This window comes from Amnibacterium flavum, assembly GCF_003097495.1.
Classification (GTDB): Bacteria; Actinomycetota; Actinomycetes; order Actinomycetales; family Microbacteriaceae; genus Naasia; species Naasia flava.
Genome location: NZ_QEOP01000001.1, coordinates 306,270 through 330,882, shown reverse-complemented (window position 1 = coordinate 330,882; position 24,613 = coordinate 306,270). Strand labels below are relative to the sequence as shown.

At 68.6% G+C, this 24,613-nt stretch carries 23 protein-coding genes and 3 tRNA genes; 18 read left to right on the top strand and 8 right to left on the bottom strand.

Translation table 11 applies throughout. The features are described 5' to 3' along the window. The first annotated feature begins 3 nt into the window (after positions 1 to 3). From DDQ50_RS01565 to DDQ50_RS01525, 9 genes are read left to right on the top strand one after another with little or no spacing between them, the layout of a single operon-like run. Positions 4 to 1,161 (top strand): sugar ABC transporter substrate-binding protein, encoded by a 1,158-nt coding sequence (locus DDQ50_RS01565; RefSeq protein ID WP_116754979.1) that lies wholly within the window; start codon positions 4 to 6, stop codon positions 1,159 to 1,161. After that, a complete protein-coding gene (locus tag DDQ50_RS01560; protein ID WP_116754978.1) occupies positions 1,161 to 2,753 on the top strand; it encodes a sugar ABC transporter ATP-binding protein in 1,593 nt (530 codons plus the stop codon). The genes DDQ50_RS01565 and DDQ50_RS01560 overlap by 1 nt, the downstream gene beginning before the upstream one ends. Positions 2,754 to 2,755: 2 nt before the next feature. Beyond that, entirely contained in the window at positions 2,756 to 3,766 is a 1,011-nt protein-coding gene (locus tag DDQ50_RS01555) for an ABC transporter permease (protein WP_116754977.1), read from the top strand. Positions 3,767 to 3,805: 39 nt separating this feature from the next. Continuing rightward, entirely contained in the window at positions 3,806 to 4,555 is a 750-nt protein-coding gene (locus DDQ50_RS01550; protein ID WP_116754976.1) for an SDR family oxidoreductase, read from the top strand. Between the two features lie 42 nt (positions 4,556 to 4,597). After that, positions 4,598 to 5,074, top strand: coding sequence for a nuclear transport factor 2 family protein (locus DDQ50_RS01545; protein WP_205663547.1), 477 nt, complete (start codon positions 4,598 to 4,600; stop codon positions 5,072 to 5,074). Next, complete coding sequence (locus DDQ50_RS01540; protein ID WP_116754975.1) at positions 5,071 to 5,943, top strand: SDR family NAD(P)-dependent oxidoreductase; 873 nt, start codon at positions 5,071 to 5,073, stop codon at positions 5,941 to 5,943. Before DDQ50_RS01545 ends, DDQ50_RS01540 begins: the two co-directional genes overlap by 4 nt. Further along, entirely contained in the window at positions 5,940 to 6,698 is a 759-nt protein-coding gene (locus tag DDQ50_RS01535; protein ID WP_116754974.1) for an SDR family oxidoreductase, read from the top strand. Before DDQ50_RS01540 ends, DDQ50_RS01535 begins: the two co-directional genes overlap by 4 nt. Beyond that, the gene (locus DDQ50_RS01530) at positions 6,695 to 7,849 is read left to right on the top strand and encodes an NAD(P)-dependent alcohol dehydrogenase (RefSeq protein ID WP_240614195.1); all 1,155 of its coding nucleotides are present in this window, start codon (positions 6,695 to 6,697) and stop codon (positions 7,847 to 7,849) included. The genes DDQ50_RS01535 and DDQ50_RS01530 overlap by 4 nt, the downstream gene beginning before the upstream one ends. Positions 7,850 to 7,903: 54 nt before the next feature. After that, positions 7,904 to 9,346: an aldehyde dehydrogenase family protein gene (locus tag DDQ50_RS01525; protein WP_116754972.1), complete on the top strand. Its 1,443-nt coding sequence runs from the start codon at positions 7,904 to 7,906 to the stop codon at positions 9,344 to 9,346. A gap of 129 nt (positions 9,347 to 9,475) precedes the next feature. Here the strand turns inward: DDQ50_RS01525 and DDQ50_RS01520 are convergent, their stop codons facing one another. After that, complete coding sequence (locus tag DDQ50_RS01520; protein ID WP_116754971.1) at positions 9,476 to 10,126, bottom strand: GntR family transcriptional regulator; 651 nt, start codon at positions 10,124 to 10,126, stop codon at positions 9,476 to 9,478. Positions 10,127 to 10,274: 148 nt separating this feature from the next. On the opposite strand from DDQ50_RS01520, the gene DDQ50_RS01515 reads away from it, so the two are divergent. Together DDQ50_RS01515 and DDQ50_RS01510 are read left to right on the top strand one after the other, a co-directional pair. Continuing rightward, the gene (locus DDQ50_RS01515) at positions 10,275 to 10,982 is read left to right on the top strand and encodes an alpha/beta fold hydrolase (protein WP_116754970.1); all 708 of its coding nucleotides are present in this window, start codon (positions 10,275 to 10,277) and stop codon (positions 10,980 to 10,982) included. Positions 10,983 to 11,041: 59 nt separating this feature from the next. Further along, a complete protein-coding gene (locus DDQ50_RS01510; protein WP_116754969.1) occupies positions 11,042 to 11,788 on the top strand; it encodes a trimeric intracellular cation channel family protein in 747 nt (248 codons plus the stop codon). Positions 11,789 to 11,808: 20 nt separating this feature from the next. Here DDQ50_RS01510 and DDQ50_RS01505 read toward each other — a convergent pair whose 3' ends face one another. The 3 genes from DDQ50_RS01505 to DDQ50_RS01495 form a co-directional block, all read right to left on the bottom strand. Further along, entirely contained in the window at positions 11,809 to 12,714 is a 906-nt protein-coding gene (locus DDQ50_RS01505; RefSeq protein WP_165829652.1) for an NAD(P)/FAD-dependent oxidoreductase, read from the bottom strand. 137 nt (positions 12,715 to 12,851) lie between these two features. Next, positions 12,852 to 14,129, bottom strand: coding sequence for an FAD-binding oxidoreductase (locus DDQ50_RS01500; RefSeq protein ID WP_165829651.1), 1,278 nt, complete (start codon positions 14,127 to 14,129; stop codon positions 12,852 to 12,854). An 11-nt stretch (positions 14,130 to 14,140) separates the two neighbouring features. Next, complete coding sequence (locus DDQ50_RS01495) at positions 14,141 to 15,040, bottom strand: LLM class flavin-dependent oxidoreductase (protein ID WP_116754966.1); 900 nt, start codon at positions 15,038 to 15,040, stop codon at positions 14,141 to 14,143. A 67-nt stretch (positions 15,041 to 15,107) separates the two neighbouring features. On the opposite strand from DDQ50_RS01495, the gene DDQ50_RS01490 reads away from it, so the two are divergent. Beyond that, on the top strand, positions 15,108 to 15,479 hold the full coding sequence (locus DDQ50_RS01490; protein WP_116754965.1) for a winged helix-turn-helix transcriptional regulator: 372 nt from the start codon (positions 15,108 to 15,110) through the stop codon (positions 15,477 to 15,479). Between the two features lie 96 nt (positions 15,480 to 15,575). On the opposite strand, the gene DDQ50_RS01485 is transcribed toward DDQ50_RS01490, so the two are convergent. From DDQ50_RS01485 to DDQ50_RS01475, 3 genes are all read right to left on the bottom strand, one after another. Next, positions 15,576 to 15,648, bottom strand: a tRNA-Phe gene (locus tag DDQ50_RS01485). Positions 15,649 to 15,711: 63 nt separating this feature from the next. Further along, a tRNA-Asp gene (locus DDQ50_RS01480) sits at positions 15,712 to 15,785 on the bottom strand. A gap of 31 nt (positions 15,786 to 15,816) precedes the next feature. Then, a tRNA-Glu gene (locus DDQ50_RS01475) sits at positions 15,817 to 15,889 on the bottom strand. Between the two features lie 236 nt (positions 15,890 to 16,125). On the opposite strand from DDQ50_RS01475, the gene DDQ50_RS01470 reads away from it, so the two are divergent. Then, positions 16,126 to 17,319 carry a M23 family metallopeptidase gene (locus DDQ50_RS01470; protein ID WP_240614194.1) on the top strand — a complete coding sequence of 398 codons (1,194 nt, stop codon included), beginning with the start codon at positions 16,126 to 16,128 and terminating at the stop codon, positions 17,317 to 17,319. Positions 17,320 to 17,341: 22 nt separating this feature from the next. Next, positions 17,342 to 18,538, top strand: coding sequence for a C40 family peptidase (locus tag DDQ50_RS01465; protein ID WP_116754964.1), 1,197 nt, complete (start codon positions 17,342 to 17,344; stop codon positions 18,536 to 18,538). A 290-nt stretch (positions 18,539 to 18,828) separates the two neighbouring features. On the opposite strand, the gene DDQ50_RS01460 is transcribed toward DDQ50_RS01465, so the two are convergent. Further along, complete coding sequence (locus DDQ50_RS01460) at positions 18,829 to 19,320, bottom strand: inorganic diphosphatase (protein ID WP_116754963.1); 492 nt, start codon at positions 19,318 to 19,320, stop codon at positions 18,829 to 18,831. A gap of 103 nt (positions 19,321 to 19,423) precedes the next feature. On the opposite strand from DDQ50_RS01460, the gene tilS reads away from it, so the two are divergent. The 4 genes from tilS (at position 19,424) to DDQ50_RS01440 (ending at position 24,574) form a co-directional block, all read left to right on the top strand. Continuing rightward, entirely contained in the window at positions 19,424 to 20,449 is a 1,026-nt protein-coding gene (gene tilS, locus DDQ50_RS01455; protein ID WP_116754962.1) for a tRNA lysidine(34) synthetase TilS, read from the top strand. A 113-nt stretch (positions 20,450 to 20,562) separates the two neighbouring features. After that, positions 20,563 to 21,126: a hypoxanthine phosphoribosyltransferase gene (gene hpt, locus DDQ50_RS01450; protein ID WP_116754961.1), complete on the top strand. Its 564-nt coding sequence runs from the start codon at positions 20,563 to 20,565 to the stop codon at positions 21,124 to 21,126. A gap of 194 nt (positions 21,127 to 21,320) precedes the next feature. Next, positions 21,321 to 22,073, top strand: a complete 753-nt coding sequence (locus DDQ50_RS01445) for an HAD family hydrolase (protein WP_205663546.1) — start codon at positions 21,321 to 21,323, stop codon at positions 22,071 to 22,073. Further along, a complete protein-coding gene (locus DDQ50_RS01440; RefSeq protein ID WP_116754960.1) occupies positions 22,070 to 24,574 on the top strand; it encodes a glycoside hydrolase family 65 protein in 2,505 nt (834 codons plus the stop codon). Before DDQ50_RS01445 ends, DDQ50_RS01440 begins: the two co-directional genes overlap by 4 nt. Positions 24,575 to 24,613 lie beyond the last annotated feature (39 nt).

Here is a 24,613-nt window from a genome sequence, read left to right as displayed (position 1 = left end):
ACGATGTTCATCAGACCCACTCGGCTTCTCGCCGCGCTCGGAGCAGGAGCCATCGCCGTCGCGATGGCCGGATGCTCGGCGACCGCCGGCGCCTCGACCACGTCGAACGGCGGCGCCGACGTCGATGCCGGCTACGCGCAGCAGGTCGACGACGCCCTCGCCACCGCGAAGGCGCCTCAGCCCGACCTGGAGCTCGCCTCCAACCCGGCCCTGCCCGGCAAGGACATCGCGATCGTGTCCGTCACGCTCGCCGAGACCGGTGCGCTGCGCACCTCGAAGGCGCTCACGGCGGCGATCGAGGACATCGGCTGGACCTCGACCACCTACGACGGACAGGGATCGCCGACCACCGCGAACCAGAAGCTCGAGCAGGCCGTCGCGACCAGCCCCGATGCGATCGTCCTCATCTCGCTCGACCCGACCGACGTGGGCAGCGGACTCCAGGCAGCCAAGGATGCCGGAATCCCCGTCAGCTGCGCGGCGTGCTGGGACCTCAGCGATCCCGGGACCAACCTCGGCGACTACTACGCCGACGTCACCCCGGCTCTGAGCGTGTTCGAGGACATGGGCTACTACGCGGCCATGTACGCGTACCCGCAGACGGATGGGCACCCGCGCTTCCTGCGCATGCACGACCCGGCGCTATCCAACCTGTCGGCGCGTGACACGGGCTTTGACCGCTTCCTGCAGGAGTGCGGCGACGCCAAGGGCGACTGCAGCGTTGTCGCGGACAAGAAGTTCCAGGTCGCGAACGCGACGACGACGCTGCCCGCCGACGGAGCGAGCCTCGCTCAGGCCAATCCCGGCTTCAACGCCTACTGGGTGAGCTTCGATTTCGCCGGACTGCAGGTGCTCAACGGCTTGCGACAGGCGAGTCTGGCGGGCTCCGACACCTTCATGGTCTCCTCCAACGGAGACGGTCCCAACCTCGACATCATCAAGGCGGACGGGTACGTCAAGGTCACGGTCGCGATCAGTTTCGAGCAGGAGGCGTACGCGCTGGTCGACAACCTGAACCGCATCCTCGACGGCAAGGACACCGTGGAGGAGACCGTGCCGATCCGCGTGTTCGACAAGAGCAATGCGGATGAGGCGCAGGACGGCAACTGGAGCGGTGACGTCGACTACCGCGCCGCCTACCTCGAGGCCTGGCAGCGCTGATGACCGCCGTCGACCCCCGACCCGACGCTCTCACCGTCGAGCACCTGAGCAAGACCTTCTCCGGTGTCACCGTGCTGAACGACGTCTCCCTGACGATCGCGCCCGGTGAGGTGCACGCCCTGCTCGGGCAGAACGGGTCGGGGAAGTCGACGCTCATCAAGGCACTGGCCGGTGTCCACCGGCCCGACGCCGGCGGGTCCGTCCACGTGGCGGGCCGGCCGGTGCCGTCCTCCTACCCCCCGAGCGATGCCCGCAAGTTCGGCCTCGCGTTCGTCCACCAGGACCTCGGACTCATCGACGACATGACCGTGGCCGAGAACCTGGCGATCGGCACCGGCTTCGAGCGGAGGGGCCTGCTCATCAACGGCCGCGCGCAGAGGATGCGGACGCAGACCGTGCTGGATGACTTCGGCCTCGCGATCTCGCCCGGCGCGACGATCCGGGAACTGCCCGTGACGGCCCGCACCCTGCTCGCGATCGCGCGTGCCTTCCAGCCCAGTCGTGGAGCGAACGCCACCCCGCTCGCCTGCCTCATCCTCGACGAGCCGACCTCGGCGCTGCCGGACAACGATGCGGAGCTGCTCTTCGCAGCGATCGAGCGCGTGACGGCGGCGGGTGTCGGCGTCGGGTACGTCACGCACCGCCTCGAGGAGGTGTTCCGGATCGCGGATCGCGCGACGATCCTCCGAGACGGTAACCGCAGCGGGACCTACACGGTCTCGGACATGACACCGGCATCGCTGTTCACGGCGATCGTCGGCCCCAAGCAGACCGACGGTGCGGTGACGGCCCCCCGAGGCTCCCGGACCGGGGAAACGACCAGCCCCATCGTGCTGGCCGCGGCCGGGCTCAGCGGCCGGCGCATCCAGGGGGCCGACCTCACGGTGCGAGAGGGCGAGATCGTGGGCGTCGCCGGTCTCGCGGGCAGCGGGCGCAGCGAGCTCGCCCGCCTCATCTTCGGATCGCAGGCATCCACCGGCGGAACGCGCCGCATCGGAGCGCGCGAGCTGACATCCGCCTCCGCCCGGGAGGCGATGGATGCGGGCGTCGCGATGGTGCCCGAGGATCGGCGACGCGACGGCTGCGTGCTGACCATGAGCGTCGCCGAGAACATCACGATCGCGAAGCTCGCCACCAACCGGACCGGCCTGCTCGACCTGCGTCGTGAGAGACGGCAGGTAGCCGATGCGATCAGCTCGTTCGACATCAGGCCCGCCGACCCACGACGAGCGGTCGCCACCCTGTCGGGTGGAAATCAGCAGAAGGTGGTGCTCGCGAAGTGGCTGGCCCGCAAACCGAGCCTCATCATCCTCGACGAGCCCGTGCAGGGGGTCGACGTGGGAGCCAAAGCCGAGATCTTCGCGCTTCTGCGCTCTACCGCCGAGGCGGGAACCGGCGTTCTGGTCATCGACAGCGATTTCGACAATCTCGCGAACCTCTGCGACCGGGTCGTGATCCTCCGTGCCGGACGCATCGTCGATGAGCTGACCGGCTCACGGCTGACCACCGAGGACATGTCCCGGGCCACATTCGGCGTGGATGACGAAGCGGACGTCATCACGACAACGACGTCGCAAGAACCGAAGGAATAGCCATGACCAACACAACGATCGAACGGACCACCCCGGTGACCGACGCGACACGGCGGACCCCCACCACCCGGGAGCGGATGGCGGCCGGGTCGCGATTCGCACTGCCCGGACTGCTGGTCGTCTTCATCATCGTCTTCTCGATCCTGAATCCGACCACGTTCGCAACCCTCGCCAATGCCCGCACGGTGCTGAGCACGCAGTCGGTGCTCGCCCTCGTCGCGATGGCCGCGCTGCTCACCTTGGTGATCGGGGAGTTCGATCTCTCCCTGGGCGCGCAGATGGGACTCTCGGCGCTGCTCCTCCCGGGGCTCACCGCCAACGGGGCGGTGCCGATCCCGCTCGCGATCGTGCTGTCGATCCTCGCGACGACGCTCGTCGGCCTCTGCAACGGGCTGCTGGTGGCGAAGGCGAAGGTCAACTCCTTCATCGCGACCATCGGCACCGCGGCGCTGATCGGCGCGATCGTCCTGGCCTATTCCGGCGGCACGGTGATCTTCCTCGGCGTCCCGCCCGAGCTGATCAACATCTCGTCCTTCGCCCCGCTCGGGATCCCGGCACCGGTCATCTATGTGGCGGTCATCGCCGTGCTCGTCTGGGTGTTCCTCAAGCGCACGCCGTTCGGCCGGTACATGAGCGCCGTCGGTGGGAGCAAGGACGCCGCTCGCCTTTCGGGGATCAACACCGACATCGTCACGATCGTCACGTTCATGCTCGCCGGCACCCTGACCGGCATCGCCGGTGTCGTCCAGGCGGGACAGCTCGGCAGCGGCAACCCCGCGGTCGGGCCATCGTTCCTTCTCCCGGCTTTCGCGGCGGTGTTCCTCGGGGCGACGGCCTACCAGGTCGGTCAGTTCAACGTCTGGGGCACGATCACGGCCGTGGTCACGCTCGCGACGGGGGTCGCCGGACTCAATCTCCTCGGGCTGCCGAACTGGGTCGAGCCGGCCTTCAACGGCGTCGCCCTCCTCGTCGCCGTATCGCTCACGCGCTACCTGCGCGGCAAGCCGCTCTGATCAGCGCCCGTCCACGACCGACAGACCCAGGAAGAGAACATGGACCGCTTGACCGGCAAGGTCGCCCTCATCACCGGTGGTGCCAGAGGGATGGGCGCCGCGCACGCGCGCGCCATCGTGGCGGAGGGCGGCCGGGTGATGATCGCGGACATCCTCGACGAGGAGGGCGCCGCGCTGGCCGCGGAACTCGGCACGCCCGCCGCCTCCATCCATCTCGATGTCACGAGCGAGGCGGACTGGAGCAGTGCCGTCGCCGCGACGCTCGAGCGATTCGGCGCGCTCAATGTGCTCGTCAACAACGCCGGCATCACCACCTTCGGTGCCATCGGCGACTACTCCCGCGCACAATGGGACGACATCCTGGCCATCAACCTGACGAGCGCGTTCCTCGGGATGACCGCAGCGATGTCGGCGCTGCGGGAGTACGCACCCTCGTCGATCATCAACATCTCCTCGACCGCCGGACTCTGGGGAACGGCCGAACTCCACGGCTACACGGCGTCCAAGTGGGCGATTCGCGGACTGACCAAATCGGTCGCCATGGAGGTCGGGCGCGACGGCATCCGCGTCAACTCCATCCACCCCGGCGTGATCCACACGCCCATGATCGACGGCTTCGACGTCTCATCACTAGGTGGGGGAGCCCTCGGCCGTGGCGCCCAGCCCGAGGAGGTCGCCGGCCTCGTCGTCTACCTCGCGAGCGACGAGTCGAGCTTCTCGACCGGCGCGGAGTTCGTGGTCGACGGCGGCATCACGGCTGGCACCGCCGCCTTCGGCCCAGCAGAGTAAGACACGAGACGCGACGTGGCATTTCAACAGGAAGCAGAGACAATGACAGCCCCTCACCCACTCGGCCCGGACTCGACGGCGATGGAGGTGCTCGAGGAGTTTTACCGCACCGAGCGCATCTACATGGCGGCGGGCGGCGCGAACGCGGGTGCCAGCTTCGAGGGCATGGCGGCGACGCTCGATCCCGACGTCGAACTGCACCAGTCGCCGGATCTCCCGTGGGGAGGCGAGTGGCGCGGGCACGAGGGCTTCAAGGGCTGGTCGATCGAGATGAGCAGCCACTTCGACATGGTCGACGTGCAGGACGCGAAGTACTTCGAGCGCGGTGACCAGGTGATCGTGCTCTGCCGATTGGTGACACGATCCATCGGCACCGGCCGGATCCTCGACGCCCCGATGGCGCAGGTCGTCACCGTCAAGAACGGCCGGATCACCGAATTCAGACCGTTCTACTGGAATGTGCCCGAGTACGTGGCCGCCTCTCGCGCTGGCGCGGGGAACGCCGAGGTGACCGCATGAGCGACGAGCTCCTCGGCAAGGTCGCCATCATCACCGGTGGTGCGAGCGGCATCGGCCGCGAGATGGTCGACCTCTTCCTCGAAGAGGGCGCACAGGTCGTCGCCGCCGACATCAATGCGACCGCGGGCGAAGCGATGGCGGACGAGCTGGGTGAGGACTTCGCCTTCGTCCGCACCGACGTCACGAAGGACGGCGACCTCGAGTCGCTGGTCGCCGCCACGGTCGATCGCTTCGAGCGACTCGACGTCATGGTCAACAACGCCGGCGCGGTCGGCGAGCCGTCGGGGCTGCTCGATCTCGACGCCGACGGCTTCTCGCGCACCATGGATCTGCTCGCCCGCTCGGTTCTGCTCGGCCACAAGCACGCCGGGCGTCAGATGAAGAAGCAGGGCACCGGCGGGAGCATCGTCTCGCTCTCGAGCATCGCGTCGATCCGAGGCGGATTCGCCGCGCCGTCCTACGACGCCGCCAAGGCGGCCGTGCTGCAGGTGGCGCGGACGGCGACGTTCGAACTCGCGGAGTTCGGCATCCGTTCCAACATCGTGATGCCGGGAATGACCAGGACACCGATCATGGCGCGCGGAACCGCCCTCGATCCGTCGCGGTACGACGACTTCGTCGAGGCGCTCCGGGAGCCGTTCGCGGAGTTCCACCCTCTCGGTCGCGGCGGCGACCCGCGCGACATCGCTAATGCCGCGCTCTTCTTCGCGAGCGACCGCTCGAGCTTCATCACCGGCCAGTCGCTGACGGTCGACGGCGGACTCACCTCGGTTTTCACGCACGACCTCGGAGGGGTCGTCGGAAAGGCGTTCGCGATCATGGGCGTCACCGATGTCGACCCGAGCTTCGGATCGGCGGCCCGCGGATGACGGCGACCACGAGCCGCGGAGCACTCGGCGGCAAGGTCGCGCTGGTCACCGGAGGATCCCGCGGCATCGGCGCAGGCATCGCGATCGCGCTCGCCGCGGAGGGAGCAGCGGTGGTGGTGACCTATGCGAAGTCGGCCGACCGAGCAGAGGCGGTCGTGGCCGAGATCACCTCGCGTGGAGGCGCCGCATCGGCTGTCCGCGCCGACAGCGCCGATGTCGAGGAGGCCGTCGGGACCGTCGACCGCGCTGTCGCGGAGTTCGGGGGACTGGACATCCTCGTCAACAACGCCGGCGGCGGGCGCCTCGATCCGCTCGACGTGGCCACACGCGACGAGATCCAGTGGATCCTCGACGTGAACGTGCGTGCCACGATCCTGGTAACCAAGCAGGCGCTGCTCCACCTTCCTCGCGGTGGTCGGATCATCAACATCGGCAGCATCAACGCCGATCGGATGCCCGTCCCCGGAGGTTCCGCCTACTCGCTGAGCAAGGGGGCTATCGCCGGGTTCACGCGGGGACTCGCGCGCGAACTCGGCCCGCGCGGCATCACCGTCAACAACATCCAGCCCGGTCCGGTGGACACCGAGCTCAACTCGTCGACGGGACCGCTCGCCACCGCCATGTTCCAGCACCTGGCGCTCGATCGCTTCGGCACGGTCGAGGAGGTCGGGGCGCTCGCCGTCTTCCTGGCCGGACCGCAGGCGGACTTCATCACCGGCTCATCCATCAGCATCGACGGAGGATTCGGCGCATGACCGCATCGCCGTCCATCCACCCGACATCGTCAGGGAGTTCCATGAAGGTCACCGCGGCAATCGCCCGCTCGACAGGGGCGCCGCTGACGATCAGCGAGTTCGACCTCGACGAGCTGAGGCACGACGAGGTCCGCGTCCGGATGGTCGCCTCGGGTGTGTGCCACACCGACGCGGTCGTCCGCGACGGGGTCATCCCGACGCCCCTGCCTGCCGTGCTCGGACATGAAGGGGCGGGCGTGGTCGAGGCGGTCGGCGCCGACGTCACGACGGTGCGGGTGGGCGACCATGTGGTGCTCTCCGCCAACTCGTGCGGTGTGTGCCGTCAGTGCCTGAGCGGCGACCTCGCCTACTGCGCTGATCTCTTCGGCCGGAACTTCGGGGCACACCGCCCGGATGGCTCCACGCCGCTCAGCGAGAACGGCGAGCCCATCGGGTCGCAGTTCTTCGGGCAGTCCTCGTTCTCGTCGTTCGCGAACGTCGCCGCGCGCAGCGTCGTGGTCGTCGACAGCACCGTCGATCTCGCACTGCTGGCGCCCCTCGGCTGCGGCCTCCAGACCGGGGCCGGGGCCATCCTCAACGAACTGCGGCCGTTCCCGGGCGCGAACCTGGCGGTGTTCGGCACCGGCGCCGTCGGATCCGCGGCCATCATGGCCGCAGCTCTCACCGGGGCGGCGGCGATCGTCGCGGTCGACATCATCGACAGTCGGCTGGAGCTCGCCCGATCCCTCGGGGCGACGCACACCATCAACAGCCGCACCGAGGACGTCGCAGCGAGGATCGCGGAGATCACCGGTGGGCGCGGACTCGATTTCGCGCTCGACACGACGGCGATTCCGGGTGTGCTCCGGCTGGCGGCGGACAACCTCGCGATCCGCGGAACCCTGGCGCTCGTCGGCTCATCCCTGCCCGGCACGGAGATCCACCTCGAGATCGGGGAATCGCTCAACCGGGGGTGGACTTTCAAGACCATCATCCAAGGGAGCTCGATCCCGCAGACCTTCATCCCCGCGCTCATCGAGCTCTGGAAGGCGGGCAAGTTCCCGTTCGACCGACTCGTCCGCAGCTACGCCTTCGAGGACATCAACACGGCGTTCGAGGACTCGGAGAGGGGCACGACGATCAAGCCGGTCGTCGTCTTCCCTGCCGACTGACTCGCCGCACCCGCATCGCGATCGAACAGAACGACTAACGACAGGATCCGCACCATGACGACCACGCCATTCGCCGACACCACCGCCCGCCATCTCATCGCGGGGATCTGGAGTGAGGGAGGCGCAGAGCGCCAGTCCCTCAACCCTGCGACCGATGAGGTGCTCGGCAGCTACTTCGACGCCGATCTCGCTGTCGCGCAGGCGGCGATCCAGTCCGCGAACGCGGCCTTCCGCGAGCTCGACTGGGCGACGAATCGCGAGCTGCGGGGCACCGTGCTGTGGGAGATCGCGGCAGCGATCGAGGCGAACCTCGAGCGGCTCGCGCTCGCGATCTCACTCGAGAACGGGAAGCCGCTCGGGCAGGCCCGCTTCGAGCTCAGCATCGCCGCGCCCAAGCTGCGCTATTTCGCGGGGCTGGCGCTCACCGACTCGGGCTCCGCCGCTCACGTCTATCCCGGTTCGACGTCGATGCTCCTCAAGGAGCCGATCGGGGTTGCCGGGATCATCGTGCCGTGGAACTCGCCCGCGATCCTCGCGATCCGCTCGCTCGCGCCCGCGCTCGCCGCGGGGTGCACGACGGTGGTGAAGATGCCAGCGCAGACCGCTCTCACGAACGCTCTGCTCGCCGAGGTTCTCGACGGGGTCGAGTCGCTGCCCAAGGGTGTGATCAACATGTTCACCGAGTCCGGGGATGCCGGCGCCAAGGAGCTCGTCTCGTCCCCCGACGTGCACGTCGTCAGCTACACGGGCAGCACGGCGGTCGGCGCGCGGATCGCCAGTGCAGCGGGGGAGAGGCTGAAGAAGGTGTCGCTCGAGCTCGGCGGCAAGACGCCGATGATCGTGTTCGCCGATGCGGATCTCGATGTGGTGGTCCCGACGCTGACGGCCGCGGTGACGACCTTCGCGGGGCAGTTCTGCATGACTGGCAGTCGCATCCTCGTCGAGCGATCGATCAGCGAGGACCTCAAGCGGCGGCTCATCGAATCGCTCGCCGCTGTGCGGGTCGGCGTGGGGACCGAGGACGACACGGAGATGGGGCCGCTCGTCGACCACGCCGCCGTGGAGCGGGTCGAGAGGATCGTGGCGGGTGTCGACCCGTCGCGTGTCTTGCTCCGTGGCGGTCCCATCGAGGGCCCCGGCGCCTTCTTCTCCCCGGCTCTCATCGAGGTGCAGGAGCTCTCGTGCGCGCTCATCCAGGATGAGATCTTCGGCCCGGTGGCGACCTTCGAGCTGTTCGACGACGAGGACGACGCGGTTCGCCGGGCGAACGCCACCGACTTCGGCCTGTCGGCGTCCGTCTGGACCCGTGACGGCGCCCGCTCGCAGCGAGTGGCGGAACGGATCGAGGCGGGCACGGTCTGGATCAACGCGTGGGCGCAGATCCTCGATCAGTTCGAGGAGGGCGGCTTCAAGAAGAGCGGTCTCGGTCGGCTCAACGGTCTCGGCGGTCTCGCCGAGTTCCAGGAGGTCAAGCACATCTTCCGGTCGACCGTGTGAGGCTGGGGCGCCCCGCGACGGCGGGGCGCCTCAGGTCGGGGGCTTCGTGCATCTCCGACGCACCGACTACCTCTCGCCGTCGGTACTGAACCGGCCGCGCCGGGCTCCGCCCCCTCCTGGAGAGAATGCTCAGTCGGCGGCGTTCGTGGGCAGGCTGTGCCAGATCTCGAAGGCAACCGCGGCGGCCTCGCCTTCGTCTCCAGTCGTCAGGACTTCGATGAGGCGATCGTGGAGTTCGACTGAGGTGTGCCCGTCCCGACTGAATCGCTGTCTCTCCGCCCGCCGTACGAGCGGGTCGAAGTGCTCGAGAACCGACGCGAGGGCGGGGTTGTCCAGGCGGGCGATGGGGACTCCGTGCAACTCCTCATCGGCTTGGAGGGCGGCCTCGATGTCGTTCCCATCCAACGCCTCGGCGAACCGTCGATTCGCGTCTCGCATCAGGGTGAGATCGCTCTCGGTCAGCCGACCTGTGACCTTGCTCGCGGCGAGAGCGTGCATCGCCGCGATCACATCCCTCGCATCCTGTGCGGCCTTGGCATCGATCTCGGTCACCACCGTCGAGCGGCCGGGGATGGCCTTGACGAGGCCGCTCGTCGCAAGGCGCAGCAGCGCTTCGCGGATGGGGGTTCGACTCACGCCCAGCCACTCGGCCAGTTCGCCGTCCTTCAGCTGCTCTCCGGGCTGGAAGGTGCCATCGACGATGGCATCGCGCAGCCGGTTGAAGACGTTGTCACGGAGGAGTGAGCGGTCGACACCGTTGGAGCCCGAGGGGATTGGCATGCAATATATTGCGCACATCTGGGGCTAATGAGCAAATCCGGAAAAGGGATGGGAATACGCAGCGGAATGCAATATGTTGCACATCACAGATCGTCGCTCGACGGTCCTAGATCGTTCGACCGTGAGGTCGGGCCGGAGAGGAAGCATCATGAGCACCGCTGTCGAAGGAATCAAGAACGTCGTTCTCGTCCATGGCGCATTCGCCGATGGGTCGGGCTGGCGCGGGGTCTACGAGAATCTGACGAGCCGCGGCTACCGCGTTTCGATCGTGCAGAATCCGCTGACCTCGTTCGAAGCGGACGTTGCAGCGACCCGACGTGTGCTCGATCAGCAGGACGGCCCCGCCATCCTCGTCGGCCACTCCTGGGGCGGCACCGTCATCACCGAGGCGGGATCCCACGACAAGGTGGCGGGCCTGGTCTACGTTGCGGCCCTGATCCCCGATTCGGGTGAGACCTCGGGACAGCAGTACGAGGGGTTCGCGCCCACACCCGAGTTCGTGATCGACATCGACGACGACGGGTTCGGATATCTGAATCGCGACAAGTTCCGGGTGGGCTTCGCAGCTGATGCGAGCGACGCCGACGCGGCCTTCCTGCGCGACTCCCAGGTGCCCGTGAACATGGCGGTCTTCGGCGAGGCGGTGTCGAGTGCCGCGTGGCGGGACAAGCCCAGCTGGGCCGTCATCGCGACCGAGGACAACGCCTTCGACCAGGCCATGCTCCAGCACATGGCGCAGCGAGCCGGCGCGCAGATCACCACGACGCCGGGTAGCCATGCCGTCTACCTGACCCAGTCAGGTGTGGTGTCCGACGTGATCGCCGAGGCTGCTGCGAACGCGCTCGTCGGCGCCTGACCAACCCGCACGGGCCGGCCGGCGGTCGCACAGGCCGGCCCGTCAGCGATGGAGAGATCATGCCGATCGTCCAGTTCCAGATCCCTCTCTGGATCGAACTGATCGCCGCGGGGCTCGGCGGCCTGCAGGGTGCGCTGTTCGCGGCCACTCAGCGGGACCGCCGGATCGATGTCCTCGGCGTGATCGTCATCGGCCTCACTGTCGCACTCGGCGGGAGTCTCCTTCGAGACATCGTCCTGAATCAGCCGCCCGTCGTGGTGTGGGTCAACTGGTATCTGCTGGTGGCCGGCGCCTCCGCCCTCCTCGGAATGGCGCTGCAGCCACTGCTGGTGGCCGGCGCCTCCGCCCTCCTCGGAATGGCGCTGCAGCCACTGCTGGATCGCGCCGGCTGGGCGATCACGGTGCTCGACGCCGTCGTCATGGGCTTGTTCGGGGCGATCGCTGCGTCCAAGGCGCTCTCCCTCGGGGTGGGCATCGTCGGCGCTCTCGTCGTCGGCGTCATCGGTGCGATCGGCGGCGGGGTGCTGCGCGACATCATTCTGAATCGACCGATCTCGGTCCTCCATGTCGGCACGCTCTACGCCGTGGCAGCCGGTGCCGGGGTCGGTGCGCTGATCGTCCTCGTTGGATTCGGTACGCCGGTCCCCATCGCGGGGGTCGTGGCGGCCGCGACGACCACCGTCGTGCGACTGGGTGCGGTGATCTTCGGATGGCGCTTCCCCGAGCAGCGCTCGGTGCATCTGCCGAGGCGGAGATCGCGTCCCTTGCGCCCCGAACCGGATCGCGACCCGCGTTCGCGGACGTGACCCGGTCGGGTGATCGCGCGTCAGGCCGTGATCGCGGCGATCTCCTCCTCGGTCAATGAGATGTTGATCTGAGTCGCCGCGTACGTGCCGGCCCCGAGCGCGATCGGCACGAGTGCCTTGACGTCGGCGACGTTCCCGATGGCCCACACCCCGGCGACGCTCGTCTCGCCGCTGGAGTCGGTGCTGACGAACCGTCCGGCGGGGGTGTCCTCCATCGCGCAGCCGAGTGCGGCGAGGAGGTCGGCGTTAGGGCGCGGTCGTGCACCGACGAAGACGCGCGCGACCGCGTGCTGCTCGGTGGCGGTGCTGATCCGGACCGCACCGGTCTCGCCCTCAATGGCGATCGCAGGAGGGGCGAATGCGATGCCCCGAGCTCTCATCACGGCGATCTCGACCTCCGGGATTCCGGCCTCCGTTGCGCCGAACACCGTGAGGTCATTCGTCCACTGCCGGAGCAGGTGGGCTTGGTTCCGGCTGGCAGGGGACGTCGCGATGACTCCGAGGGGCTGATCGCGCACCTCCCAGCCGTCGCAGTAGGGGCAGACCACTGCGCCGGTGCCCCAGAGCGCCTCGACGCCGGCGACTTCCGGGAGCACGTCGACAAGGCCCGTCGCAACGACGACCCGCCGGGCTGAGAGCTCCTGCGAGCCGCGGACCACGAATCCGCCATCGGCCTTCTCGATGGAGGTGACGGTTCCCTCGATCAGGTCGACCCCGTACTTGGTGGCGTCGCGTCGGCCGTGCTCGAGGAGTTCGAGGGGTGACATGCCGTCCCTGCTGAGCAGCCCGTGCATGTGGGGTGCGAATCGGTTGCGGGGGCGTCGCTCGTCCACAACGGCCACCGAGCGTCGAGCGCGACCCAGCATCACCGCGGCACTCAGTCCTGCGGCCCCTCCTCCGACGATGACGACGTCGTATCCAGTCATGACTCGCTCCATTCCTCTGATATGCAATATATTGACCGTGTCAGGGATAAGCCTCTCCGCTACCGTCCTATTCCCCGCCTGGTCTGCGCGTGCCCTCGCTGCGGTGGTGATGCGAGATCACGGCGGCCGTGAGTACCTCAGTCGGCGAACACGCCCGAGGGGTCGTAGGACAGTGCGGTCAGCCGCACCCGTTCGGACGAGGCGCCGTAGGCACGCTCGACGGTGGCGGCGGTCGGGTGGCTTTCGAAGTTGCGATAAGCGCCTCCGGCATGAGGCCAGAGCGGACGCGACGCGAGCCCGAGTTCTCGTACACCGGCGGGCGGGAAGGCGCTCACGATCGCGAGCACCTGCTGATCCCGGTGGGGATATGCCGTCGCTGTCGCATCGAGGTCGTTCACCGCGCCGCCCAGTGAACGCAGCTGCACGAGTGGGCCGAGAGGGTGCGAGGTCACCTGCATCAGGGCTTCCGCGCTGTCAGCCGTGAGAGTCGGGAACAAGGCGTTGGTGGTCGTCGAGCGCTGCTGTCCCAGGTTGGGGTGGAGGTGACCTGCCGATACGAGCATGGAGTAACGGCCGAGCTGCGCCGTCACGCTGAGGGCGCGAACGCCGAGGCGCGCCACCGGCTCGATCAGCGAGCGGATCCGCTCGGGATCGCCGACGCTGGCTACGGCGGTCAGCTGGAGGATGTGACTCCGTCCGTCGGAGCCAAGGATCCCGTTCGTCGTGAGTTCTCGAGGCGCGCCGGCCATGTGCTCCGACCAGCGCTGCAGGCCTACGCCGCGACGGTCGACCTCGATGGCGATCTGGGCGATTCCTATGGCGTCGAGCTCGATGGCCTCGATGGTGAAGTCCGTGACCACGCCGACGGTGTCTCCCGCTCCGCGGACGGCCCAGAGCAGGTCGGGCTCGTTGTCGGCATCGGTATGCACGATCCGGCCATCGGCCAGCACCACGGTGGCGGCGCGAATCCGATCGATGGTGAGTCCGTAACTGCGGGCCAGCCAGCCGGCCCCGCCGGCCGTGGCGAGTCCGCCCACTCCGACGTTTCCGTGGTCGCCGGAGCTGATCGCGAGTCCGTGCGGGTCCAGAGCCCGGGCGACCTCGGCCCAGCGAGCGCCGGCCTGTACGCGGACGAGGCGGCGCCGCCGATCAGCCACCTCGATCCGCTTCATCGACGAGAGGTCGATGACGATGCCGCCGTCGTTCGATGACCGTCCGCTCAGACCGTGCCCGCCGCTGCGGATGGCGAGCGGCAGGTCGGTCGATCGCGCGAACGCGAGGGCTTCGGCGACCTGGCTGTCGCTTGTCGGCAATAGGACGAGGGCGGGGGAGTGTCGGGTGGTGTAGGTCGAGCGAAGACGCCGATAGAGGGGATCGCCCGGCAGGACCGCTCCGTCGCGTAGACGGAATGGCACGTCGGAACGCTTCATGACCGTGCCCTCGCGTCCGACACTCGTGCGCGAACAGCGGGGACGACCTCCGAAGTGAAGATCGCGAGCTGGCGCGGGGCATCGATCGCCGGCCAGAAGATGAAAGTGTCGAAGCCGAGCTCGACCGTCCACTCCGCGAGGGTGTCTACCCACATCTCCACGGGGCCGACGAGGCCGTTGCCTCCTCGGAAAGCCCCGATCGCGCCGGTGACGTTGTAGATGCGCCGTATCTCCCGCGGTTCACGCCCTGCAGCGCGGGCTGCGCCGTCGATCATCTGCTGACGTGCGGGCACCTCCTCGGGCGGGATGTAGATGTTGAGGGGCGACACCCATCCATCGCCCGACCGGCCCGTGACGGCGAGCATCCGCGGCATCTGGCTGCCCACCCACACCTCTACCGGCCGTAGAGGGATCGGCCCCGCCTGGTATCCGGCGACCCGATGCCGGGGGCTGCTGATCTGGACCACCTCGCCTCGAAGCGCCCACTTCAGAATCTGGATGGCTTCCTCGGTGTAGGCCACCATCTCGATGCCGCGCCGCGGAGTGCCGCCCATCGCGGCGATCCCCTGGCCGGTGGCTCCGCCACCGACGCCGAGGTGCACCCGGCCTCCGGCCATTGTCGCGAGCGACGCAGCGGCTTTCGCAAGCATCGTGGGTGGCCGGAGCTGCAGATCGAGCACGTCGGATACGACAGCGATCCGGTCCGTTCGGTCGACGAGGATCGACATGAGCGACAGGGCGTCGAGGTGAGAGGGCTGGTAGGGGTGATCCTGAACCGCCAGATATTCAAGGCCCGCCGCGTCAGCCTGGTGCGCCAGGCTCAGCGCCTGCGCGAAACCGGCGGACGTCGGATCGATGCTGATTCCGAAGCTGATGGGGTGTCCGTAATCGACCATGGCGTCGATCCTGCGCGCGCTCGGCGCCGGGACGAATCGTCAGATTACATAGTTACAATCAGTAACAATGAGTGCTTCAGTAACCGATCTCCGTCCTCAGCCGTCGATCCTCGACGAGGAGGAGTGTCGCGGATTCCAGACCGCGATCGAACTCGTGGGTCGGCGCTGGACGGGCGCGATCCTGCTCAGCATCTCCCGCGGCGCACACCGCTTCGGCGAGATCACCCATGCCGTCGACGGCCTATCCGGCCGTCTGCTCTCGCAGCGACTCAAAGAACTCGAAGTGCAGGGACTCGTCGAGCGGACTGTCGTCCCCACCACTCCCGCTCATGCCCTCTACGTGCTGTCGGCGCGGGGTCAGCGACTCATGGCGGCCTTGCAGCCGCTGGTCGAATGGGGTGTGGCCGAGAACCCGGCTGCAACCCGACCGCGTTCGTGAGATGCCGACGCGCGAACCGTCGAACTCGGCTCTCGCTCTCGCGATTCGCTGCGGAAAAAAAGCCCCGCTCCCGGTAGAAGCCCGGAAACGAGGCAGTGGCTCCGACGGGCGTCGATCCCGTGACCTCACGATTTTCAGTCGTGCGCTCTACCAACTGAGCTACAGAGCCGTGCTCGCGATCTCTCGCAAGCCGAGTGAAAGAAGGCCCTCCCCGAGGGGAGGGCCGCCTCCGCGACCCTGACGGGACTTGAACCCGCGACCTCCGCCGTGACAGGGCGGCACGCTAACCAACTGCGCTACAGGGCCTTACTTGGTGTGTTCCAACTCTAGAGCTTTGTGACCCCAACGGGATTCGAACCCGTGTTATCGCCGTGAAAGGGCGACGTCCTAGGCCGCTAAACGATGGGGCCGGTCCCTGTGAAGAAACTCACCGGTCAGCAAGCATAGAGGCGAATCGGCGCGGGCGCCAACCGAGGGCGCGTCGCCCACGTTCTGGGGCCTCATCCAAAGGTCGAATGTTGGGTGTCGCTGCCCCGCTGGCCCGGGCTCCGGGCTACTGTCGGACGGAGTTCGACTGTTCCAGGGGGTGATCGGCGTGCGTACGAATACGTCTGCACGAGGTCTTCGGTCACGCGTCGGCACGCGGGTGCTCGCTCTGAGCGCTGCGGTCCTCGCGGTCATCAGCCTCACATCGGCGCCGGCATGGGCGGTCGATTATCCGAGCTGGCAGGACGTCCAGAACGCCAAGGCGAACGAGGCCAGCAAGGCCGCCGAGATCACGCGCATCGAAGGCCTCATCGCCGACTCCGAGGCTCAGGTCGCCGCGACCCAGGCGATCGCCGATCAGCGCGGTGCCGAATATCAGGTCGCCCAGGACGCCTTCGACGAGGCCGACTTCCGCGCCAACTCCCTCCAGGCTCAGGCCGACGCGAGCAAGGTCGAGGCCGAGGCTGCGACCGCGCGTGCCGGACTCCTCGCCGCCCAGCTCTACCGCACCGGCGGATCCGACCTCAGCACCGACCTCATGCTCGGCGGCGACGGGCAGGCCGATCAGTTCCTCTCCAAGCTCGGTCAGGCGTCGAAGCTCGCCGAGATCAACAGCGGCCTCTACTCCGCAGCGGTCGAGACCAAGAACGCAGCCCAGGCGCTCACCGACCAGGCCCAGGTCGCCCGCACCGAACGCGAGAAGCTCCGCGTCGAGGCCGAGGCCAAGCTCGCCGAAGCCGCCGCCGCGTCACAGGCCGCGCAGGAGCAGCTCGCGCAGCAGCAGGAGATGAACATCACCCTCACGCAGCAGCTCGCCGCGCTGAAGGATGCGACCGCCGCCACCACCGAGCAGTACCAGGCCGGAGTCGAAGAGCGTCGCAAGGCGGCAGCGGCCGCGGCCGCTGCGAGCGGAGCATCCGGCGACTACGGGCAGCTCAGCGACCAGGGTTGGGCGCGCCCCGGAAGCGGCCGCATCACCGACAACTTCGGGCCTCGTCCCAGCCAGCCGGCCGGCGCCAACGCGTTCCACCGCGGAACCGACCTCGGCACCGGATGCTCGGCACCGATCTACGCCGCGACCGGCGGCACCGTCATCTACGCGGGCCCCAACGGCACCTACGGCAACTTCGTCCTCATCGACCACGGTTCGGGTGTCTCCACCGGCTACGCGCACATCCGTGCCGGCGGGATCTTCGTGAACGTCGGCCAATGGGTCGATGCGGGGCAGAACATCGCCTCCACCGGTTCGACCGGAGCATCGACCGCGTGCCACCTGCATTTCGAGGTCCGCATCAACGGAACCGCCATCGACGCGGTGCCGTTCATGCGCGACAGGGGAGCGCCACTTGGTTAGCCTGCGGGGGCGATCGGGACGGATGCGGCCCGAGGTCGCCATCTCCGCCGTCGTGATCGGCTCGGTGACGGCCGCCGTCGGCGTCTCCACCGCCGTCGCCGCACCCGACTACCCGTCGTGGGACGACGTCGAAGCCGCCAAGCAGAACGAAGCCGCCGCCGCGGCCAAGGTCGACGAGCTCAACGGGCTCCTCTCCGGTCTGCAGGCGACAGCGGACGCGGCCGGCCGCGCTCAGCAGATCGCCGCCGAGAAGTACCAGCTCGCCAAGACCGCCCTCGACGAGGCGACGGCCCGCGAGAGCGACCTCACCGACAAGGCGGCCGCAGCGGGCGAGCAGGCCAAGGTGTCGAAGATGCGCGCCGGGCTCCTCGCCGCACACCTCGCCCGGGCCGCGGGCAACGACCTGTCGATGAACCTCGCCCTGAACGGCTCCGAGTCCGACGATCTGCTCTACCAGCTCGGCACGATGAGCAAGCTGTCCGAGCAGTCGCAATCGATCTACGACGACGCGCTCGCCGATCAGAAGCTCGCCGCATCGCTCGGGAGCCAGGCGAAGATCGCGACCACCCAGCGTGCCGCGCTCGCGTCGGAGGCCGAAGCGGCTCTCGCGGATGCGCAGCGGACCTCCGACGCCGCGGCCGCCGCCGTCGCGGAGCAGCAGGCCCGGCAGAGCCAGCTGTTCGCCCAGCTCGCGTCGCTCAAGAACACGACGGCCGAGGCCGAGGCCGGCTACCAGGCGGGACTCACCGCCGAGAAGGAGCAGCAGTCGGCCCCGTCGGTGCCGCCGCCCCCTGCAGCGCCCCCGATCAACGATCCCGGAACGGTCGCGCCTCCTGTCGCGGACAAGGCGGCGACGGCGATCGCCTTCGCGCGGGCGCAGATCGGCGATGCCTACCAGTTCGCCGGTGAAGGTCCCGATCGCTGGGACTGCTCGGGTCTGACCATGAAGGCGTACGCAGCGGCAGGACTCTCGATCGGCGGGCACTCGGCGACCGCGCAGTACAACACCGCCCGCAACCGCGGACAGCTCGTTCCTTACTCGCAGGCCCAGCCGGGAGATCTGATCTTCTACTCCGAAGACGGCAGCGACATGTACCACGTCACCATCTACACGGGCGGCGGCCGCATGGTCGAGGCGCCCTACGACGGTGTCCCCGTCCGCGAGGTGTCGGTGCGCAGCTACGAGCGCGTCGCCTACGTGGCCCGCCCCTCCGCCTGACCCACGCTGGGCGTTCCGGGCGAACGCGCACGTTACGGCTGGCCCCGTTGCCCGGAACGTGCGCGCAGGAATGCCCCGCGCGGCTCTGGCCGTCGCCAGCGCTGGCGAACTCTCTACGTGTCGCCCGTTGAGCCAAGCGATACGCAGGCAGGTCCACGCGCACGTTCCGGCGTGCGGGGCTGGCCGGAACGTGCGCGCTCGCCCGGAACGCCCATCCCTGGTGGGGCGGGGTTCGTTAACGGGAGAACGCCCCCGGTCTCCCGGGGGCGTTCGACTTGGCTCGCTCCGGCTCAGTGGCCTTCGGTCTTCAGGCGCTCGATCGACTCGACGACCAACTTCTCGGCCTCGGCGGCGTCGCCCCAGCCGTCGATGTTGACGAACTTGCCGGGTTCGAGGTCCTTGTAGCGGCGGAAGAAGTGCTCGATCTCGTTGCGGGTCTGCTCGGGCACATCGGTCAGGTCCTGGATGTGCGACCAGCGCGGGTCCTTGTGAGGGACGACGAGGATCTTCTCGTCGGATCCCGCCTCGTCGCTCATGCGGAGCACGCCGACGGGGCGCACCTTGACGCCGACGCCCGGGAAGATCGGGTATTCGAGCAATACGAGGGCGTCCAGCGGGTCGCCGTCGCCTCCGAGAGTGCCCTCGAAGTATCCGTAATCGACGGGGTACACGAAGCTGGTGAAGAGCACACGGTCGAGGTAGACGCGACCGGTCTCGTGGTCGACCTCGTACTTGTTGCGGCTCCCCTTGGGGATTTCGACGACGACATCGTAGGTGGCCATTGCGGCACAGCTCCTCGCGTGGGAATGCGGGCCCGCGGGGCCCGAGGGTACGGGTGGCCGGATGCGGCCCGCCGGCTCGCCGCCGACCCAATAACGTTAGTGGATGCCCTCCCGACCCCGCCTGACTCCCGCTATCGCCGATGTCCGCCGTGCGGTCCGCGAGGCGCTCGGCACGGTCGCGCCGGTGGAGGCGGAGGCGGGCACGGACGCCTCCCGTCCGCTCGTGCTGGTCGGGTTGAGCGGTGGTCCCGACTCGCTCGCGCTCGCGGCCGCTACAGCCTTCGAAGCCCCGCGGGCAGGCATCCGGGCGGGCGCCGTCGTCGTCGACCACGCACTGCAGGACGAATCAGCCGAGGTGGCGGAGCGCGCCGCGGCACAGGCGCGCGAACTGGGTCTCGATCCGGTGATCGTCTCCCGCGTCGAGGTCGGGACGGAGGGCGGGCTCGAAGCCGCCGCCCGCACCGCTCGTCGAGCCGCCTTCGCCGCCGCTGTCGTCGAGACCGGCGCCGTGCGGATCCTGCTCGGCCACACCCTCGACGACCAGGCCGAGACCGTGCTGCTCGGGCTCGCCCGCGGATCCGGCCCGGACTCGCTGAGCGGCATGGAAGCCGACACCGGCAACTACCTGCGCCCCCTCCTCTCCGTCGGCCGCGCCATCACCACCACCTTCTGCGCCGACTCCGAGCTCGAGGCCTGGACCGACCCGCACAACAGCGACGACCGGTTCGCGCGCGTCCGAGTCCGCCGCACCGCGCTCCCGGCACTCGAGGACTCGATCGGTCCCGGCGTCGCAGCCGCGCTCGCCCGCACCGCCGACCAGCTCCGCGAGGACGCCGAAGCCCTCGACCACCTCGCCCAGGAATGGCTCGAGGAGATCGCCGAGCACGCCGAGGCAGGTATCGCTCTTCCCGTCGCCTCCCTGGTCTCCCAGCCGGCGGCGGTCCGGCAGCGCGTCATCCGGATGGCGGTCGAGCACGAGTTCGGGGTCTCGCTCACCCGCGCCCACACCCTCGCGGTAGCGCGCCTCGCGACCGACTGGCGCGGCCAGGGCGCGGTCGACCTCCCCGGGGTCTCGGCCTTCCGTCGTGACGGCCTGATCTGCTTCGCGGCGGCAGGTCAGGGCAGCTGACGTGAGCGTCGCGACCCTCCGACCGCGACTATCGTGAAGACGAGGCGCGCCCGGGTGGGCCCCTGTCCAGCGGATGCCGCACGGCCCGCATCGTCCAGCCTGTTAGGAGCGCCATGTACCCGGCCGACGTCGCCGACGATCTCGTCGAAGTCCTGCTCACGGAAGAGCAGATCCAGGCTCGCATCGCCGAGATGTGCCGTGAGATCGAGCGCGACTACGCGGGCGAGAACCTCCTGCTCGTCGGTGTGCTCAAGGGCGCCGTCATGGTGATGGCCGACCTCGCTCGCGAGCTCAGCCTCCCCGTCGAGATGGACTGGATGGCGGTCAGCTCGTACGGCACCAGCACCCGCTCGTCCGGGGTGGTCCGCATTCAGAAGGACCTCGACACCGCTCTCCACGGCCGCAAGGTCCTGATCGTCGAGGACATCATCGACTCGGGTCTCACGCTCTCGTGGCTGCTCGAGAACCTCCGCTCCCGAGGTCCCGAGTCGGTCGAGGTCTGCGCCCTTCTCCGCAAGCCCGAGGCCGCGAGGATCGACGTCGACGTGCGCTACGTCGGCTTCGAGATCCCCAACGCGTTCGTCGTCGGATACGGGCTCGACTACGCGGAGCGCTACCGCAACCTGCGCGGCCTCGGCATCCTCTCGCCCTCCGTGTACGAGCACGAAGACGACTGACGGCACCTGGTCCGGGGTCGCGCTCGCGGCCGCCGGACACCGTCGACCGCGTGATTTCTGCGACGGTCGTCGTCCAGCGCATCACTGAGGACCCCTCGGGGTCGTACAGTGTTGCCGACACGTCTCAGAGCTGAGGCAGCCCACGCCCCAGCGAGGCGCGCTCGCGCCACGCCCCCACCCACCCCGGAGCCCACGTGACGAGAGACAGCCCCGCGATCCCCTTCGCCCAGGCCGACGCCGTGCTGTTCGACCTCGACGGGGTGCTGACGCCCACGGCCGAGGTGCACATGGTCGCCTGGGCCGCAGTCTTCTCGAAAGAGCTCGCCGCCCACGGCGACCCCCGCCCGTACTCCGATGATGACTACTTCGCCTACGTCGACGGCAAGCCCCGGTACGACGGCGTCGACGCCCTCCTCCGCTCGCGCGGCATCGAGCTGCCGTGGGGTGAGCCCGACGACGCACCCGAGGCCGACACGGTGTGCGGTGTGGGCAACCGCAAGAACGCCGTCTTCGCATCGATCCTCGAACACGACGGCGTCGCGCCCTACCCGGGCTCGCTGAAGCTCGTCGAGCACCTCGTGGCACGCGGCGTTCCGACGGCCGTCGTGTCCAGCTCCAAGAACGCGCGTCCCGTCCTCGCGGCGTCCGGTCTCGCGGGCCGGTTCGACACCGTCGTCGACGGGGTCACCGCTGTCGAGGAGGGCATCCCCGGCAAACCGGCTCCCGACATGTTCCTGGTCGCCGCCGCACGGCTCGGCGTCGCACCGGAACGCGCCGTCGTGGTGGAAGATGCCATCTCCGGTGTCGAAGCGGCGAGCGCGGGGGGATTCGGGCTCGTCGTCGCGGTGGACCGCGGCGTCGGTGCGCCCGCACTGATCTCGGCGGGAGCCGACGTCGTCGTGCTCGACCTGGCAGAACTGATCGACCACTCCGAAGCGGGGGCATGACCGAAGTGACAGCGCGCGAATATCAGGTTCCGCTCACGCCCCTCGACCGTGACCGCTACCCGGCCGACCCGTGGAAGCTCGTCGACCGCATCTACCGCGAGGACAACCTCGGGCTGTCCGAGACCCTCTTCGCCGTCGGCAACGGCTACCTCGGGATGCGCGGCAACCACCCGGAGGGCCGGGTCAACCACCAGCACGGCACCTTCATCAACGGACTGCACGAGACCTGGCAGATCCGTCACGCCGAGCAGGCCTTCGGCTTCGCCGAGACCGGGCAGACGATCGTCAACGTGCCGGATGCGAAGGTCATCCGGCTCTACGTCGACGATGAGCCACTCGCCCTCGACGTCGCCGAGCTGCTCGAGTACCGCCGTGAGCTCGACTTCCAGGACGGCGTGCTCCGCCGGAACCTCCTCTGGCTGACCCCCAGCGGCAAACACGTCCGGGTGACATCGGACCGCATGGTGTCCTTCGACGAGCGTCATCTCGCCGTCATGCGCTTCGAGATCACCGTCGAGGACGCGGATGCGCCCGTCGTGCTCTCCTCGCAGGTCATCAATCGCCAGGACGGCGAGGACGAGTACGGCTCGCGCCGTCAGACCAAGGCGGGCTTCGACCCGCGCAAGGCCGAGACCATCGGCGAGCGCGTGCTGCACCCCGAGCTGTACTGGCAGAACGAGGACCGCAGCGCGCTCAGCTACCGGGTGACCCAGTCGGGCATGACGGTCGCCGTCATGGTCGACCACACCATCGAGACCGACAACGAGGTCGTCCGCAGGCACAGCGTCTCGCCCGACCGCGCGAAGAACGTCTTCCGCGTGCAGGCGCGGGCCGGTGTGCCCATCCGGCTCACCAAGATCGTCAGCTACCACAGCTCGCGCGGAGTCCCCGCGCACGAGCTGCTCGATCGGTGCGAGCGGACCCTCGATCGCGTCGCGGCCGAGGGCGTCGACCTCCAGTACTCCAAGCAGCGCACCTGGTTCGACGGCTTCTGGACCCGCTCCGACGTCGAGGTCCCTCACGACGTCGAGCTCCAGCAGGCGATCCGCTGGAACATCTTCCAGCTCGCGCAGGCGACCGCCCGCGCGGACGGGCTCGGCGTGGCCGCCAAGGGGGTCACCGGCAGCGGATACAGCGGTCACTACTTCTGGGACACCGAGATCTACGTGATCCCGTTCCTCACCTACACGAACCCGCAGTTCGCGCGGAACGCGATCTCGATGCGCGAGCGCATGCTCCCCGCCGCGAGGATCCGGGCCCAGCAGCTGAACGAGGGCGGCGCGCTGTTCCCGTGGCGCACCATCAACGGCCAGGAGGCCTCGGCCTACTACGCGGCGGGCACAGCGCAGTACCACATCAACGCCGACGTGACCTATGCCCTCGCGAAGTACGTGCGGGCCACCGGCGACGTCGACTTCCTGGCGCGCGGAGCCGTCGACATCGCCGTCGAGACCGCACGGATGTGGTCGACTCTCGGATTCTGGCGTCACAACGGTGCCGACACATTCCACATCCATGGCGTGACCGGCCCCGACGAGTACACGACCGTCGTCAACGACAACCTGTTCACCAACACGATGGCCCGGTTCAACCTGCGCTACGCGGTCGAGTCGGTGCGGGCGATCGAGCAGGAGTACCCCGAGGCGTACCGCCGCATGGTCGACCGACTCGCCCTCGACCCGGCTGAGCTGCTCGACTGGGAGCGGGAGGCCGACGCGATGGCGGTGCCCTACGACGACACAGTGGGCATCCACCCCCAGGACCAGCACTTCCTCGAACGCGAGGTCTGGGACCTGGCGGCGACGCCCGAGGACAAGAAGCCCCTCCTCCTGCACTACCACCCGCTCGTGATCTACCGCTTCCAGGTGCTCAAGCAGGCCGACGTGGTGCTCGCGCTCTTCCTGCACGGCGACGAGTTCACGCAGGCCGAGAAGAACGCCGACTTCGACTACTACGACCCGCTGACGACGGGTGACTCGACCCTGTCGGCGGTCGTCCAGTCGATCATCGCCGCCGAGATCGGCTACCGCGACCTGGCGCTGCGCTACTTCGAGCACGCCCTGTACGTCGACCTCGCCGACCTGCACGCCAACACCTCCGACGGGGTGCACGTCGCCTCGGTCGGCGGCGTGTGGAGCGCCCTCGCGTACGGGTTCGGCGGCATGCGCGACTTCAGCGGCCAGCTGTCGTTCGATCCCCGCCTTCCGGCCTCGTGGCCCGAGCTCCGCTTCCGCATCAAATGGCATCGGACGGACCTCGTGGTCACGGTGACCACGGAGCAGTTCGAGGTCGAAGCCGTCGCGGGCGACCCGGTCGAGTTCACAGTCCGGGACACCCCGCACACCGTCTCCGTCGGGACCCCGGTCGTCGTGCGACTCGAGGACCAGGGGCCGATCCTGCACGGCACCCCGTCGATCAACTCCGGGCTCGAGAACCGCCGCGAGGACGGCACCGTGATCACCTCGTCGGTGCCGACGCTGCCGGGGTACGGGACGCCCTGACCGGCGCGTACAGCGAACCCCCTGGGTTCTCTTGTTTCG